Genomic DNA, 15,472 nt, shown 5'->3' with positions numbered 1-15,472 from the left:
TATTGGTTCATAAGTAAAAATTAAATTGTCAGATGATAACATTGATAATTGTAAGTAAAACAAGCCCTGAAGTAAAAATGGAGGTAGAAATTGCCTCACTTTTGACACCGAAAATCCACACCCTCAGCGGAGATCAAGAGGAAATAAAAAGCATTTCTGTCCCAAGTGCAGCCTTGTTATGGTTAAAACAACCAAAAGCACTATTTCATCCGTCCTTACGCTTGTTTCGTAGCTTTGAGAAGGCAAAAGATGTGCCTCTTGATTGACTAAGGAGATATTATATTTATAAAAGGTTAGATTCCGCAAATTCGGAGATCTGTACGCAACAAAAAAACCAATGCCGTAGAATACAGATTAGGTAACAAGCATCGAATGCCAGAAGCTGTAGTCGAATTTGATTTCATATCAAGAAAAGTTCGGGTAACTAATAAAGCCTCGATATGACACCCTGTTCCGTGTAAGCTATATAAAATTAGCTAATTGGAATTTAAAATACCAAAACCTATAATTTTTATTAATTTAATATATAATAACAAATATTTAATAAAAACATAAAGAATAATATTCACTCATAAAGTAGTTTAACTATCAAGTTACAAGGTGTTAAATTCCGCTCAAGCATATTCACAATTTATGTACCTTTGTGCCTCAAATTAACAGGAGAAAGAATTTTGAGTACTGTACAATTAGGATCCACAGAAGACACCATAGTAGCACTGGCAACAGCCCCGGGGGTGGGTGCCATTGCGGTAATCAGGGTATCAGGAACTGATGCGATCAAAATTTGTAACAAGGTCTTCAAAGGTAAGGACCTTGAAAAACAGCCTTCCCATACCCTGCACTACGGCACTATAAGAGATAACGACAAAATTGTTGATGAAGTGGTGGTGTCCCTTTTTGTAGCTCCAAAATCTTTCACAAAGGAAAATGTAGTAGAAATTTCCTGCCACGGTTCTCCTTATATAGTAAAGCAAATTATTAAAGTGCTATTGGCTCAGGGTGCGCGTTTGGCCCTGCCGGGAGAGTTTACCAAAAGAGCGTTCATCAACGGCCAGTTTGACCTGGCGCAGGCTGAAGCGGTGGCAGACCTGATCAACTCCGACTCCGCTGCCTCTCATGAAGCGGCGCTCAACCAGATGCGAGGCGGTTTCTCCGAGCAGATCCGTCAACTGAGGGAAGAGCTGATCCATTTTGCTTCAATGATCGAACTTGAATTGGATTTTGGGGAGGAAGATGTGGAGTTTGCTAATCGTGATGACCTCAAGCAGCTCATCAACAACCTGTTGAAAGTGATCAATGCTCTAATTGATAGCTTTGATCTGGGGAATGTCATTAAAAACGGAGTGCCCACGGTAATAGCCGGCAAGCCCAACGCGGGTAAATCTACGCTGCTAAACGCCCTTCTGAATGAAGAAAAAGCCATTGTTTCGGATATTGCCGGAACAACCCGTGATTTTATAGAAGACGAGATCAATCTGGGAGGTATTACCTTTAGGTTTATCGATACTGCAGGTCTTCGTGAAACCACCGATACAATAGAAAAAATCGGTGTAGAGCGCACCCAACAACAGATGAAGAAGGCCTCTTTGATCATTTATATGATCGACATGGCCAATGACAACCTCGTAGACGTAAACCGGGATATCAATAAGCTGGAAAACCTCGGCATACCTTTTATAGTAGTGGGCAATAAAGAAGACAAAGCCCAGCCTGACTTAAAAGCCGCTATTGAGAAAATCAAAGGCTCCGTACTGATATCTGCTGCTACCAAAGAGAACCTGGATGCACTCAAAGACCGCATCCTGGAAGTGGTAAACCTCGACAACTTCAAAACCGGTGATACCATTGTGACCAACATCCGCCATTATGACAACCTGCTCAAAACCCGCAATGCACTAATGGATGTGCTAAACGGCCTTGACAATAACATTACCGGTGACTTTCTCGCGATGGATATCCGTCAGTCCTTGCACTACCTCGGGGAAATTACCGGGGAGATTACTACGGATGATCTACTGGCGAATATATTTTCGAAGTTTTGTATCGGGAAGTAATAGAACTCTCTGTCATTCGTTAGCTGAAAATATATGTGTTATGAGTCTCCCTGGAAGCCTTATAAAAGCTGTATATTCAGCTCATCACTATACCATTGTAAAAGTTTGGCTTATGAAAAATTCAATCTACCTGGTTCTTTTATTGCTTTTCCCATTTTTATTGAATGCACAAAGCAACCCTAAAAAGCTGGATACAGAAAACAAAGTTTCAATCCGGCAAATATTAAATGAATCCATCACCGCAGAAGAATTAAGCGCCCAACTCCATTTTATTGCGTCAGATTTTTTCCAGGGGAGAAAAGCAGGCACCAGCGCAGAGCGCGCAGTAGCACATTACCTGGCTTCATATTACAAAGGCCATGGCATTCCACCTTTAAACGGAAGTGTAACCAGCAATTTAGATGCTTACTTTCAACCTTTTGAAATAAGCATTCCGAACAACAATGGTAAATCACAAAATGTGCTGGCTTTTATTGAAGGAACACAGTTAAAAGATGAAGTTGTTATTCTGGTGGCACATTATGATCATCTGGGAGCGGATGCGAGTCTTGCAGGTGACTCTGTTTTTAACGGAGCGGCCGATGATGCGTCTGGCACAGTTGCTCTCATGGAGTTGGCCGAAGCATTTTTAGATGCAAAAGAGCAAGGTTTAAGTACTAACAGAAGCATTCTGTTTCTGCATGCCGGAGCAGAGGAGATTGGGGTTTTAGGATCAAATTTCTTTGTAAGAAATTCTCCTGTTCCTTTAGAAAAGATTGTAGCAGTTGTAAATCTTGACGGTGTCGGAGGCTCCGACAAACCGGGTGCAGACAATGCTTCAAATTATGTGTACCTGCTGCACAATGATTCTACATCTCAACCATTGGCAGAACTGACAAAGCACCTCAATTCTTCATACGAGATAGGCCTTGACATATTAAATCCACATAACCCGGAGCGATACAATTCGGACCACAAACCTTTCGAATATGAGTTGATCCCTTTCATCTATTTTTCAAGTGGCTTAACTGAGTATTACCACAAAGTATCCGATGAAGCTGAGACCATTGACTACGATCATATGACTAAAATTGTAAAATTAATCTTTGCCTCAAGCTGGCATCTAAGCAACGACCAAATTGAACAAGGACGAATCCTCAGAAGCCAATTTAAGAAAACCGGGGCCTATTATTGCGTACCCTGCGGATGTGCATCTGACAGTAAAGAGTTCACTTCTGACGGATCTTGCCCTGATTGTCATATGGTCCTTCAACCCAAATGGGTAAAATCGGATTAGTGAGATTTCTATCCATTTCACATCAACTCCAAGTGTTTTTTTAACCAAAAGTATTAGTTTAGGTTAAACAATCCAACACAGGATAACATTAACACATCAGACATTATACAAACTGACATTATGAAAACCTACCATTTCCGTAACAATGATCAAATGCCGGCTATCGGCCTCGGCACCTGGAAGTCAGCACCGGGCGAAGTGTACAACGCAGTAAAAGAAGCCATCAGAGTCGGTTACAGACATATTGATTGTGCGCCTATTTATGGCAATAAAAAGGAAGTAGGTGAGGCGCTTATCGGAAGTTCTTAGCACAGGGGTTGTAACACGCGAGGAGTTATGGATCACCTCGAAATTATGGAATGATGCTCACCACCCTGGCGATGTGGAACCTGCTTTGAAAAAGACCCTGAATGACCTGCAAATTGATTATCTGGACTTGTACCTGATCCACTGGCCGGTAGCCCTGAAAAAGGGGACCCAACTGGCCCGTTCGGCTGAAGACTTTATTCCTCTGAATGACATTCCAACGGAAGAGACCTGGAAAGCTATGGAAGATATGTTAAATCGCAAACTGACAAGACATATTGGTGTGTGCAACTTTGGAATTGGACGATTAGACGGCTTAATGAAGTCAGCTACTATAAAGCCTGAGGTCAACCAAATAGAGCTTCACCCCTACCTACAGCAGAATAATATGCTGGAATTTTCCAGAAAAAATAATGTTCATGTCACGGCCTATTCACCTCTCGGCTCTGCCGACCGACCCGACTCATTAAAAGTCAAAGACGAGCCAAGCTTGCTGGATGATCAGACAATTGCCGAAATTGCCACTAAACACAAGGCTACTCTGCGGAGGTGCTGATCGCCTGGGCGGTGAAAAGGGACACCTCTGTGATCCCGAAGTCCGTCAATCCCGCGCGCATCGCACAAAACCTGCAGTCTACTCATGTTGCTCTCAGCGATGATGATATGCAGGCTATTGCCCGACTGGATAAAAAATTCAGATACGTGACCGGTGAATTCTGGACCCTCGAAGGCAACTCTTATACACTTGAAGAATTGTGGGCTTAGTTTTTTTCTTTGCTGCTTATTTCCAGTCTCCTGGCAGGTGACTCTGACTGTGTATAAATAATTTTTTATATAGGAAAGCAGATCAACGGCATGCCAAAAAATCGAATTCTAAGAATGAGGTAATTGATAATCTCTAATATTCTATTTTTTACGTTTGATTTTATACCTTTATACTTAAATATAAAAGCCAACCAAATAAAGCACTGGTTAAGGATAATGCATCTTTGAATTTACTTTAAAGTCAAAAAAGCCATTATTTAAGTACTTTCCCGTTAAAATTAAATTCAAGCCCTCCAACAATAGATTGAAAATTTTATTTGACAATTATGATGAAAAAGGTATTGAGAATTGGTCTATCAGCAGCAATTGTATTTCTATTATTGGAAATTTTACTTCGTATCTCTTATTCAAATAAGCTGCAAACACAAATATTTCCCTTGATCTACAAATCTGATCCCGTACTTGGCTATTCATACATAGCTGATATCTCAGGAGAAATAAGAAGGCCAGGGTTTAATAAAAATTTTAAAATCAACAGACATGGGTTCCCAGGTAGAGACTTTTCCATAAAAAAGCCGATAGATACCTACCGCATTCTCTTCGTAGGTGCTTCTGAGGTAACTGGGCTGTTCACAGATGGTGCTGATGGTTATGTATCTCTTTTACAGAAAAAATTTGATAACTACCCTGAAAAAGTAGAAGTAATTAACTGCGCAGTAGATGGAGCAGCCAGACATTACATGAACCATCAAAATATAAAGCAAAATTTAGTGCATTATGATCCGAATTTAATCTTAATCGAGCGACTTCCATTCCCTTTCATGTCATTTGGACACAGAACCATATACAAAGATTATGTAATAGACTATACTGATGAAGGTGACCTGGAAAAAATAAAGGAACATATAGACAAAGAGTTTTATGGTTTCAATCTTTTCAAACTAACGTACGACTTACTCTACTCATATCGGTACTTTTGTAAACTTTATGTTCAGGCCGATATGCCCCTAATAGAAAAAATAGGGCCATGGCTGGCCCCTGATAAACTCAAGGTAGATCAGTACATTACAAAAAGAATCTTTTACAAAGATAAACGACCCACTACCTCGGTTAATACGTCCATAGATTCTTTAATGTCATTAAAAAATTTTTTAGACGAAAGAAAGATTGAATTTGCGTTTTATAGTACCTATAACTCTAGCAATGACTTGCTGCTCAGCGAACTCTTTAAAGAATTAGATATAAAAAATATCAATTTAGACATTACTAGAAAAGAACAACACCACTGCCAAGAAGATGCTCATTCCAGTGCATACGGACACCAAGCAATAGCCAGTAAGTTTTATCCTATACTATCAGAATTTATCGATTCTGCGCAAAGAAAAAATTGGGTGAAGCTAAAAAGTACCACAAAAAAATCGCCAGGATGGTTTACCACTCTAAAAGACACTCTAACTTTTAACCTATATCAGCAGCCTCGTGCGGATAGACACAAAGTATTGATCCTCTCTGGTAGCATGGATCTTTTTGAAGAAGGAAGGCAATTTGAATTGGATTTTTCTTCGAATCTTAAAAAACTGTCAAGGGAAAGAAATTCTAAACTAGATATTTCCTTTTCTTTTTCTTTAAATAGAAATAATTCATTTGAATATATTAGGCATATTCTTAAACAAATATATCATCATCAACCAAACACAGTGCTTTTCGAGGAACCTGCCAGTGAAATTATAATTGCCGACAGCGGTTTTTATGAAGCAATGCAATTAATAAAGGAGCATTGCCAGTCTTTGAATATCAATTCATATTTTTTTAATTATGAGAGTACCAGGGAGAGCAAAATTATTTACCACCTACTAAAAAATACAACAATAGACCATTTGAGTTCAGGAATAGAAATCAACGCTAAGGAATACTCACAAGTACCTGATGATCCAAACGAAATTTTGAAAGTAACCAGTTCTTTGGTAGCCGAAAGGATTTACACTAGTTTACAAGATAGGATTGTTGATGAGAGCTTTTTTTCACCAATAAAAAATGTAGCTCTACACAAACCTACTTATACTTCAAGTAGTATCGACCAGCCTGGATGGGGTAGTAATAAAGTAGTTGACGGCTTGAGAACGTCTTACTGGCAATCTCGGGGTTATATGAGCAGTGGTCCAGCCAATTTCGAAAACAGCCAATGGCTACTGGTAGATTTACTCGATAAATATGAACTCGAACAACTCATAATTTTTCCTGCAAAAGAAAGATCATTTTTGACTTCACAGCCTAATTTTACAGTAACTACATCTTTAGATAGTTTGACCTTCACGCCAACGAAGCGTGGTTGGCTAGAACAAAATAACGCTCTTTTTATAGATATGGAAAAACGATTAGTAAGATATGTGAAAGTAGAAGCAAATGAACTAGAACCCACTCCATTGGCTTTTTCTGAAATTGAGATTTTGGGTATCGAAGTGCCAATAGCCGATTAATCGATTAATCGGTGGTGTTCATGGATTTTTAGTATGGGTAGTTCCTTCACTTATGATATCTGAGGCTATATCTGGTCAAAAAGGTGAGCATATTTATTGTAATGCGGTTCCCTTATAGCTAAATCTCTAAATCTGAATCGTTTCATTTTGAAATCTTCAAGAAAAGCACTTTCTAAGTAATAATTTTCGTATTATTGGTTTTCACCCGATCAGGAATTTCCCGTATGTTCACAAATTATGAATTACTATATGCTTCAAATCGAGTCCACTATTAAGAATATCATCCATGGATAGGGTACTCTGAAGCCCTTCACATTAGAATGTCCAACTACTGTCAAAACTTCAACTCCTTTCCAGGAAAATAGTCTCGACATGAATTTACCCTATATTATTAATTATAAATTTGCCAGTTTTCGTATATTTTTATCATGCAAGCCCCTGGCTTCTCCAGATACGTGTGTAGGTTATCAGAATCAAAATACGACTCATTAACAGGATTTAAACATAAAACAAATCCACCTGCGAAAAGACAAGAAAAGCAAATAAAGTGACATACATTATTATAGTAAAGTAAGTAGGTTTTAACGCAAGCCATTACCTTTCGTATATAACTTACGAAGGTTTTCTTTCATAATATCTTCTAAAGTTTTATTAACTACCCTGATTATACCTTCCTTTTCATCATGAATAAAGAAATGACCACCATTATAGTAGTGAAGTGTTACATTCTTTTTAGAGTGATTTTTCCATCCATCAGCCTGTCTGGATGTAACATCATCTTCTTTGCCTAATAGCACGGTGATATCACAATCAAATGGCTCATTATTATGAGCTACTATATTGCTTTCTGCCAATTTAAAATCATTTCTTAGTAATGGAAAAAACAGATCCAATAACTCCGGATGTGTGAAAAAATCTGGTGGCGTTCCTCCTAATTCCATTATTTCCTCTTTAAACTCATCGTCCTCCATCATATGAAATGTCTTATCAGTATCCTCCTTTATATCAGGCGAAGATTTACCAGAAAAGAATAAATGTGTGGGCCGTGGCAATTCAAGATTTTGTATCTTCCGTGCCAACTCAAAACTGAGTAAAGCACCCATGCTATGGCCAAATAGCGCATAATTATTGTACAATATTTCCTCTTCAATGATTTCAAGCAAATTATCCACCGCTGCTTCCAGCGAATCATACAGGGGTTCTCCAAAACGACTTCCCCTCCCTGCAAGTTCAATCGGTCTTAGCTCTATAGACTGGTGCAGATAAGGTTTCCATTCATTATAAATTCTAGCTGATCCTCCGGCATACGGAAAGCAAAATAACTTGATTTTTTTCATTTGTATGTGTTTTAATTTCAACTCCATTTGAGATTTACAAACTGTCTCTTTTGGTGGCTGAATAAATTGATGTAACTAATTTTCTATATTTTTTCTATATTTGGTAAAAGATCTTTAACTACAAAACTCCTCACTATGAACAAGAATCAAATGCACCATCATGTAAGAACATTAGGAAACCTTCATATTATTTTAGGCATACTAGGAATAGTAGCCGGCATGATACTATATGGCATTATTAGTGTTGGAGGTATAATATCAGGTGACGCAGAAGCCATATCCATAACCCAGATAGTTGGTATCTCTATTGGAGGCCTTTTATTTTTGCTATCAATACCCAGCATCATTGGTGGATGGGGCATACTAAGATATAAATATTGGGCTAAAGTACTTTTAATCGTCATTGGATGTCTAGATCTTTTAAATTTTCCTCTGGGTACTCTGTTAGGAGCGTATACCATCTGGGTTTTACTAAGCAATGAGACATCAAATTTATTTGAAACAAGCAGTACATCCTAAAAGTTATCAACTTTATCGATAGTTCATTTTGATCTTTTGGTTTATATAATTTTTTAACATCTCTGAAAGATTGTTCTTACCAAGACTCATTCAAATCTTTTACCTTGGTATCCAGCTTTGTCGCCTCACATGGTCGCATTTCTCTAAGCAAACCTTTGGCAAGACAATCGGTGGAATCAATAATGCACATATCATCTACTCCATAATCCTTCAAGAGCAGTGACAACTCTGTACAACCCAAGATAATCGTATCACAGTTTCTTGCTCTAAAAAAACACATGGCTTCGTTCCACAATTGGCCCACCTCTTTAGTAATAGTATTCGGTTTGGCTTTAATACCAAACTGAGCATCATAGATCATTCTATGAATCACTTCATTTTGAAAAATTGGATCAGGAACGATCACTTCATACCCTCCATCATGCAGTATCTCCTGGTATAGTCTGGTTTTATAGGTACCGTTAGTGGCCATAATACCGATGCGAGAAACATTGGAATTAGTAGATATATACTTATAAACTTCCAATGGCATATGAAGCAGCTTCGGTTTAGCGTCCAATTTTTCCATTTCTGATTTTATTACATTAAAGATGGCTGGTGAATGAGACGTATTACACGCAATGCCAATAATCTCAGCTCCTGAAATCGTGAGTTTTTTAATGACCTGAGCGATACTATAGCCTGGGTTTGTAGAAATTTTTCCCTCCAAAAATGAGGTTCTATCTCCTATTTCCCAAGGGAAAGCCATTAATATGACTGATGGATGCTCCTGATCAATGTTTGCTGGAGTAAGGCTAATCAAACGATCATAGAGATTCACACCAGCCCTGGGTCCCATCCCACCCACGATGCCTATTACCTTAGAGTTTTCTAATACCATAGTTTACAACAAATCCGTTTCTATTAATATGATGTCCTACCTATCGCTTCAACGGCACTAGTGTATAAGAGGCCAATTATTCAATCTGATAATTTCATGACTTTAATTTAACTGAGTCCAACTTCTGCAACGTTCTGATCTTCAACGGTATATTTTTCCATTTTGCCTTGATCCATTTTCACTACATGATCTGCTACATCGAAATAATGATCATCGTGTGTAATAGCAATTATAAGTTTACCTTCCTCCTTCATGCGGGGAAGTAAGGTTCTATAGAAAAATTTACGATATTCCGGATCCTGATCCGCAGCCCATTCATCAAATAGGTATATTGGTGAGTCTTCCAGGTAGCATAGCAGCAATGCCAGTCTTTTCCTTTGTCCCCCTGACAAATTGATAGTACTAAATGTGCCATCTTCCCTAACTTTTACCTTCTCACTCAAATCTAATAAATCGAGGTATTTTTGTATTTCATTTCCCTTTTGGCTTACATCAATAGCATATAATTTTTCAAATAGATAAAAAGGATTAAAAACTGTAGAAAATAATTCTCCTAGTTCGGCTGACGATGCCTCCTTTTCATCTATATATATCATTCCTTCATCAGGTTCGTAAAGCCCTGTCAAGAGTTTAGATAAAGTAGTTTTCCCGCTTCCATTACCACCAATAATAAACAATATCTCTCCTTTGGTCACTTCAAGATTTATAGGTCCCACTTCAAACTGGTGCTCACCTTCATTATCATACCTGAACCTGATATTTTTTACTTTAATACTGTTCAATCTAGTGAGGTTGCGAGGTTTTTGTTCATGTGGCAACTCACAATTAGCAGGGATTTCTTTCAACAAATCCTGCACACGATTCCATGCGATTCTCAACCTCATAATAGCTGGAACAGAAGCCAAAATGGCATTTACCGGACCTATAAGATAAAGCAAAACGATAATAAAGCCTGTAATGGTGTATACTTCTATCTCGGGAAAAAATAAAGGGAATGCGAAAGCAGCAGTACCAAGTATAAGGACAAGAACTGTTTCGCCTATAAGTGAGGCATTTACATATCGAATAGAAGCAAGTGTGACCTTTTGTCGGTAAGCATTGGCACTTCCGGCTACATCATCTTTATACAACAGCTTCTTGTTCACATGCAAGCTTATTTCCTTAAATCCATCCACCATGCCGTTTAGAAGGCGCATAAAGACAGTTCGGGTATCTCTTGCCTCCTCAAATAAATGCGCGGTACTTCGACTTACTATATAATAAAGAGAAGTTAGGGATAGTATAAGGAAAACCATGAGTGCTGTAGCCCAAAAAGCCATAGTGGCTAAATAAATAAATGCTGCAATAGCCGTAAATATATTGGTTACTAGCATTACAAACATGTTGACTGAGTCTCCGATTGTACCCAGATCATCATTATAAGCTGTGTAAACCCTCCCACGATCAATTTTTTCAAATCTTTGATACGAAGTTTTAAAAATCTTCTCGGTCAGTTGCACCCTAAGATCATAAATAAGACCACGGGTAAGTTTGATGAGGCTCACCTGAACAAAGCGCCTCCCAACCAGATAAAGGGCTAGTGTGAGCACAAAATAGAAGACTAGAAACTTAAGCTCTATGCTTGAATTAAGTGCCTGGGTAATTAGTAAAATAAGCACCATATTTGCTATACCAGATAATGCACTCAGCAAAAGTACCTTGGGTAGTACTCTCTTATGTTTATTAGTATCCGGAAAAACCAGGGTAATCAGATATACAACATAAGTGATAGCTACAGATGCTAAGATCAAAAGGATAAGTACAAAAAAGCTGAATGGGCTCCATACAAGGGCAGCCTCCCAAGTGAATCCTGCCATTGCATTTGGAAGTTTGTAGAGACCATATAAAAATAACGCTATCAATGTAAGAGAAATCAAAATTTCCTTTCCTTTGGAAGGGTTTAACGGTTCGAATACTCTTTTCCCCTTGAATATCTGGATCAAAGCATAAGCAAGAAAAACTAAAACGGATAGGATGAAGAACCCAAGGAACAAAGATACCAATGAATAGGAGTTGTCATTGTGATCATCTGGCATAATGTCTCTAAAGGCTTCCCTCCCATCAAGTATTCGTAAAATATTATGACCTAAATGACTAGTGAAATTGCTATTGGAATTAGCTAAAAGTACTACACCATATTTTTTTTTCGCGTTAAATCCCACAAATGAAGTAAAATTAGGATTCATTCCTTCATGATATACCACCCCATCTCCGCTAATGGATACCTGCCAACCACCGGCATACCACGACATTCCCATTGGAGCGACTGATTCATCTCTCTGGTGTGTCATCTTAATGAGATCATCATACATTTGTACCTCTCTCATTTGCATCTGCATTTTTAGCCATTCGGACATGTCATTAGCATTGGAGACGATGTATCCAGCAGCATTATTGCCTTTATATATAGGTGCATGATATTCTCTGGGTCTAAAAAAACCTAATTTATATCCTTTTGCCATAAAACTGGAATCCGAAGGAATTCCCACCGATGTCGAATTGAGACCAAGAGGGTTAAAAATTTCTTCCTGCATATAAGTTTCAAACGTTTCGCCTGTGACCTTTTCTATTATGAGCGCCAGGATGTCGTAGTTGATGGTAGCATATTCATACTGTTTTCCAGGGTATCTATGCAGCTTAATTCCAATTAAGGTTTTAACGGTTCTTTCCAGAGCATCCTGTGCATTTGATTCCGGTATTTTAGCAATGGTATTCCAGGGAATCCCACTAGTGTGATGCAGCAATTGAGAGATAGTAATATCTACTTTTTTTCCTTTGTAATATACCACAAACCACGGGAGGAATTCAGATACTTTAGATTCCGGATTCAAGTATCCATCTTTTTGCAGTTTAGCTACGGCAAGTGCTGTAAAGGCTTTGCTACAAGAAGCCAACTGAAACAATGTCTCCTCTGTTAACTTCTTGCGTGATTCCAGATCAGCATATCCATAACTTTTTATGACTACCTCCCCTCCATATATCACCACTAGAGACATTCCAGGGATCTCGCCTTCCTTCAGGATAAACTGTACTTCCTTTTCTATATCTCCCTTCCATTGCTCTGTGGAGCCAAGCAATAGCCCTTGGTGAAGAAGGAATATCACCATAAAGAAAATCTCAATTGCAATTTTTTTCATCATTTTAAAAGTTTAATTCAACGGTTCTGCTATATCAGCTCAATCCACCTTTCTATAGAAAAGGATTAAAAATTAATTATATTAAGACACATGAAATATTCGTGGTGATCTGAAAATGGCCAACGGAGCAAATGTAATAACATGAGCTCTTAAGCAACAGCACCAGCTTTTTTTTCTATTAAATCTTCTTCTTTAAATTCTTCCTTCAACCAGATTGATATCAAATGAATAAGGCGATGTTGCGACCATACGGGTGTAAAAGTATGATCTACATCTTTCACAAAGATTCTATGTAGCATGGTATTTGCCTCATACCTTTTCAAATGGTCAGCTAGGGTCAACTTATATACATCAATTGCGTTACCTCCCTCACAAAAAATAAGTTGAACTTTTACTCCTCTGTTGAATATATGGTTCCATAGGTTGATATCAGAAGCCATATTGTCATTAATCACAACCTCTTCGTTTAACTCAGAGTTATGCTGTTTGTCTCGTCTTGATAACACTATCTTCCTAACTGCACGAGAAAAGAATTGCCAAACCATAACAAGATTTCGTATATTGAACAAACCACTCTTTCCGGAAAGTAGCTTTGTCCATCTTGTCAAGCTAAACATGTGTTTTTTATAGTATCTTATTTTTAAATTACGGTTAGCAATCGCCCAAATATTGTTCAAAATTACATCATTCGAATAAATACCATCTATCAGACAAAGACCCCTCACACGCTCATCTTCCAATGATGTTCTCCATGCAATATCAGCACCTGAACATATGCCAGATAATATGAATTGATTAAGGCCTTTGTTTTCCTGTAGCCAGTTCATCGCCATCACCACTTCGCATATTTGCCTGGATGTACTGCCAATTTCACTGTTAGAGAAACCACTATCACCAATACCTGAAAAATCAAAGCGAAAACATGAGTAACCCATCTTTGAAAGGGCCTCTGCCTGTTTTTTGTATATTCTGTTGGGTCCAATTTTATGGATCATTCCAGCATTTAGCAAAATAATGCACTGCCTTTGACAGGAAGCATTTTTTTCCATCGGTGTAAATACTCCTGCCAGTATTCCACCTTCACCAAAGTTTACTATTTCTTCCTGAATCATTTCTTAAGACGTTAAATTTGTTATCCAGGCCAATGTTTTATTTGTCTCATATACCGGCACCATCACCTTATTAAATTCATTTTCTCTTTTTATCCAATATTCCGCGCTTACAGGTTTCTCATATGTAAAAAGGTGTCTTTGATCAATACCTAAATCCTGTTCTGTAAAGATCAATGATGGTATACTACCATCCAGTTCTTTTCCTATATTTCGTACTCCTCGAATTTCGTTTAAAAAAGTTTCGGAAAACTGAAAACCAAAATTTTCCATATAGTTTATATTCCGGCCTTTGCTTTGTTTGGTGAAAGATCCATTTAACCATCTTCTGTAGCTTTCATTAATTTCTTTTATATAAGAGCTCCCGTCCAAAATAGGATTCCATAAAATTAACGCATCGACAGGGGCTAATTTAGAGTACATTATTGCCAGAGTTGCTCCAAATCGTACTCCAAATAAGACGATTCGGGAAATATCAAATGATTGCCGAAACTGCTCAATAACTAAATGAATATCTTCAAGGCTTTGATTAATTGTAAGTTCGCAGAAATCACCTGAAGAGTCACCTGTACCTTTGTAGTCAAACCTCAATGCATGAAATCCTCTTTTAGCTAACTGATTAGCCATATTTAGATATAGTTTGTGACACCGGATGTATTCCTGACCACACGGGTAACAAAATACCACCCCTGTATCACAGTGGTCCATCACTTCAGGTTCATGGTACACGCTAAACAGGCTTTTTCTTTTATCTCTAATGAATTGTTGAAACATTTTGTTGGATTTTCATCGTTCTACTTCCAATTGATACTGATCTTCCTTCTTCGATTTGACCTGTGTTTTTTCAATTAGCTGTGCTATTTGATGTAAAGTATGATTGAAGTACAAATTAAAGGGTAGCTCTACAGAATATTTTTCCTTTATTATAGCATTAACTTTTAGGAGGATTAAAGAATGTCCTCCCAATTCAAAGAAGTTATTGTCAATACTTATATTTTTATTCATCAGCAGTTCACTCCAAATATTGGCCAATTCTATCTCGATTTCAGTCTTTGGTTGTCGCCCTGCAGATGCTTCTATAGAAGTTTGGGCAACTGATTTTAACAAAGTCTTTCTATCGACCTTTCCGGTAGGCGTCAATGGAATATGATCTGTTTTCCTGATCAAAGGTGGTGTCATGTAGTCTGGAAGCCTCGTCCGAAGGAAAGTTTTGAACTCGAATAAATTGAATGTAGCATTATCTCTTAGCACTAAAAAAGCAACTAGCTTTTTATCTATAGGTTCCTCTAAACATGCTACCACTGCCTCCCTGACCGCCTCATGTGAAGTGAGATGGCTCTCTATCTCTCCTAACTCTATCCTAAAACCACGAATCTTTACCTGGTGGTCTATCCTGCCAAGGTATTCGATATTACCATCCGGTAGCCAACGTGCCAGGTCACCAGTCTTATATACCTTTTCCCCAGGCTTGAATGGGTTCGGTATGAACTTCTCTGAGGTTAGCTCCTCATTATGCAGATAGCCTCTGCCCAGCCCGGCTCCGGATATCCACAACTCACCGGCTACACCTCCC

The 15,472-nt window shown here is 38.2% G+C and carries 14 protein-coding genes; 8 read left to right on the top strand and 6 right to left on the bottom strand.

Features of this window, described 5'->3' with window-relative positions; all coding sequences use genetic code 11:
- The first annotated feature begins 32 nt into the window (after nt 1-32).
- The 7 genes from C900_RS23760 (at nt 33) to C900_RS23740 (ending at nt 6,878) form a co-directional block, all read left to right on the top strand.
- Complete coding sequence (locus C900_RS23760; protein WP_009582867.1) at nt 33-266, top strand: hypothetical protein; 234 nt, start codon at nt 33-35, stop codon at nt 264-266.
- 405 nt (nt 267-671) lie between these two features.
- Nucleotides 672-2,054: a tRNA uridine-5-carboxymethylaminomethyl(34) synthesis GTPase MnmE gene (gene mnmE, locus C900_RS23755; protein ID WP_009582866.1), complete on the top strand. Its 1,383-nt coding sequence runs from the start codon at nt 672-674 to the stop codon at nt 2,052-2,054.
- A gap of 112 nt (nt 2,055-2,166) precedes the next feature.
- Nucleotides 2,167-3,330 carry a M28 family peptidase gene (locus tag C900_RS23750; RefSeq protein WP_157494166.1) on the top strand — a complete coding sequence of 388 codons (1,164 nt, stop codon included), beginning with the start codon at nt 2,167-2,169 and terminating at the stop codon, nt 3,328-3,330.
- 120 nt (nt 3,331-3,450) lie between these two features.
- Nucleotides 3,451-3,639 carry an aldo/keto reductase gene (locus C900_RS30985; protein WP_009582864.1) on the top strand — a complete coding sequence of 63 codons (189 nt, stop codon included), beginning with the start codon at nt 3,451-3,453 and terminating at the stop codon, nt 3,637-3,639.
- Nucleotides 3,614-4,192: an aldo/keto reductase gene (locus C900_RS30980; protein ID WP_342662406.1), complete on the top strand. Its 579-nt coding sequence runs from the start codon at nt 3,614-3,616 to the stop codon at nt 4,190-4,192. Before C900_RS30985 ends, C900_RS30980 begins: the two co-directional genes overlap by 26 nt.
- A 29-nt stretch (nt 4,193-4,221) precedes the next feature.
- Nucleotides 4,222-4,401 (top strand): hypothetical protein, encoded by a 180-nt coding sequence (locus C900_RS30975; protein ID WP_342662405.1) that lies wholly within the window; start codon nt 4,222-4,224, stop codon nt 4,399-4,401.
- Nucleotides 4,402-4,727: 326 nt separating this feature from the next.
- Entirely contained in the window at nt 4,728-6,878 is a 2,151-nt protein-coding gene (locus C900_RS23740) for a discoidin domain-containing protein (RefSeq protein ID WP_009582861.1), read from the top strand.
- Between the two features lie 581 nt (nt 6,879-7,459).
- Here the strand turns inward: C900_RS23740 and C900_RS23735 are convergent.
- A complete protein-coding gene (locus tag C900_RS23735; protein ID WP_009582860.1) occupies nt 7,460-8,215 on the bottom strand; it encodes a thioesterase II family protein in 756 nt (251 codons plus the stop codon).
- Between the two features lie 135 nt (nt 8,216-8,350).
- On the opposite strand from C900_RS23735, the gene C900_RS23730 reads away from it, so the two are divergent.
- Nucleotides 8,351-8,734, top strand: coding sequence for a hypothetical protein (locus C900_RS23730; RefSeq protein ID WP_051052987.1), 384 nt, complete (start codon nt 8,351-8,353; stop codon nt 8,732-8,734).
- 76 nt (nt 8,735-8,810) lie between these two features.
- On the opposite strand, the gene C900_RS23725 is transcribed toward C900_RS23730, so the two are convergent.
- From C900_RS23725 to C900_RS23705, 5 genes are all read right to left on the bottom strand, one after another.
- Complete coding sequence (locus C900_RS23725) at nt 8,811-9,614, bottom strand: aspartate/glutamate racemase family protein (protein WP_009582859.1); 804 nt, start codon at nt 9,612-9,614, stop codon at nt 8,811-8,813.
- Nucleotides 9,615-9,721: 107 nt separating this feature from the next.
- Nucleotides 9,722-12,793 (bottom strand): cyclic peptide export ABC transporter, encoded by a 3,072-nt coding sequence (locus tag C900_RS23720; RefSeq protein WP_009582858.1) that lies wholly within the window; start codon nt 12,791-12,793, stop codon nt 9,722-9,724.
- A 146-nt stretch (nt 12,794-12,939) separates the two neighbouring features.
- A complete protein-coding gene (locus tag C900_RS28880; RefSeq protein WP_009582857.1) occupies nt 12,940-13,902 on the bottom strand; it encodes an alpha/beta fold hydrolase in 963 nt (320 codons plus the stop codon).
- Between the two features lie 3 nt (nt 13,903-13,905).
- On the bottom strand, nt 13,906-14,526 hold the full coding sequence (locus C900_RS28875) for a serine aminopeptidase domain-containing protein (RefSeq protein WP_157494165.1): 621 nt from the start codon (nt 14,524-14,526) through the stop codon (nt 13,906-13,908).
- 159 nt (nt 14,527-14,685) lie between these two features.
- Nucleotides 14,686-15,472, bottom strand: a 787-nt coding sequence (locus C900_RS23705) for a non-ribosomal peptide synthetase (protein WP_040497425.1), incomplete at its 5' end; no start/stop codon positions are given.

It is taken from the genome of Fulvivirga imtechensis AK7, from assembly GCF_000331535.1.
GTDB lineage: Bacteria > Bacteroidota > Bacteroidia > Cytophagales > Cyclobacteriaceae > Fulvivirga > Fulvivirga imtechensis.
Note: the sequence above shows the minus strand (reverse complement) of the source record. Positions and strands in the feature narration are given on the sequence as shown.

Bases quoted from the DNA above. Each gene is read 5' to 3' on its own strand.
- C900_RS23760 (WP_009582867.1), top strand. From the start codon at position 33: ATGATAACATTGATAATTGTAAGTAAAACAAGCCCTGAAGTAAAAATG.
- C900_RS23750 (WP_157494166.1), top strand. From the start codon at position 2,167: ATGAAAAATTCAATCTACCTGGTTCTTTTATTGCTTTTCCCATTTTTA.
- C900_RS30985 (WP_009582864.1), top strand. From the start codon at position 3,451: ATGAAAACCTACCATTTCCGTAACAATGATCAAATGCCGGCTATCGGC.
- C900_RS23740 (WP_009582861.1), top strand. From the start codon at position 4,728: ATGATGAAAAAGGTATTGAGAATTGGTCTATCAGCAGCAATTGTATTT.
- C900_RS23735 (WP_009582860.1), bottom strand. From the start codon at position 8,215: ATGAAAAAAATCAAGTTATTTTGCTTTCCGTATGCCGGAGGATCAGCT.
- C900_RS23730 (WP_051052987.1), top strand. From the start codon at position 8,351: ATGAACAAGAATCAAATGCACCATCATGTAAGAACATTAGGAAACCTT.
- C900_RS23725 (WP_009582859.1), bottom strand. From the start codon at position 9,614: ATGGTATTAGAAAACTCTAAGGTAATAGGCATCGTGGGTGGGATGGGA.
- C900_RS23720 (WP_009582858.1), bottom strand. From the start codon at position 12,793: ATGATGAAAAAAATTGCAATTGAGATTTTCTTTATGGTGATATTCCTT.
- C900_RS28880 (WP_009582857.1), bottom strand. From the start codon at position 13,902: ATGATTCAGGAAGAAATAGTAAACTTTGGTGAAGGTGGAATACTGGCA.
- C900_RS28875 (WP_157494165.1), bottom strand. From the start codon at position 14,526: ATGGCTAATCAGTTAGCTAAAAGAGGATTTCATGCATTGAGGTTTGAC.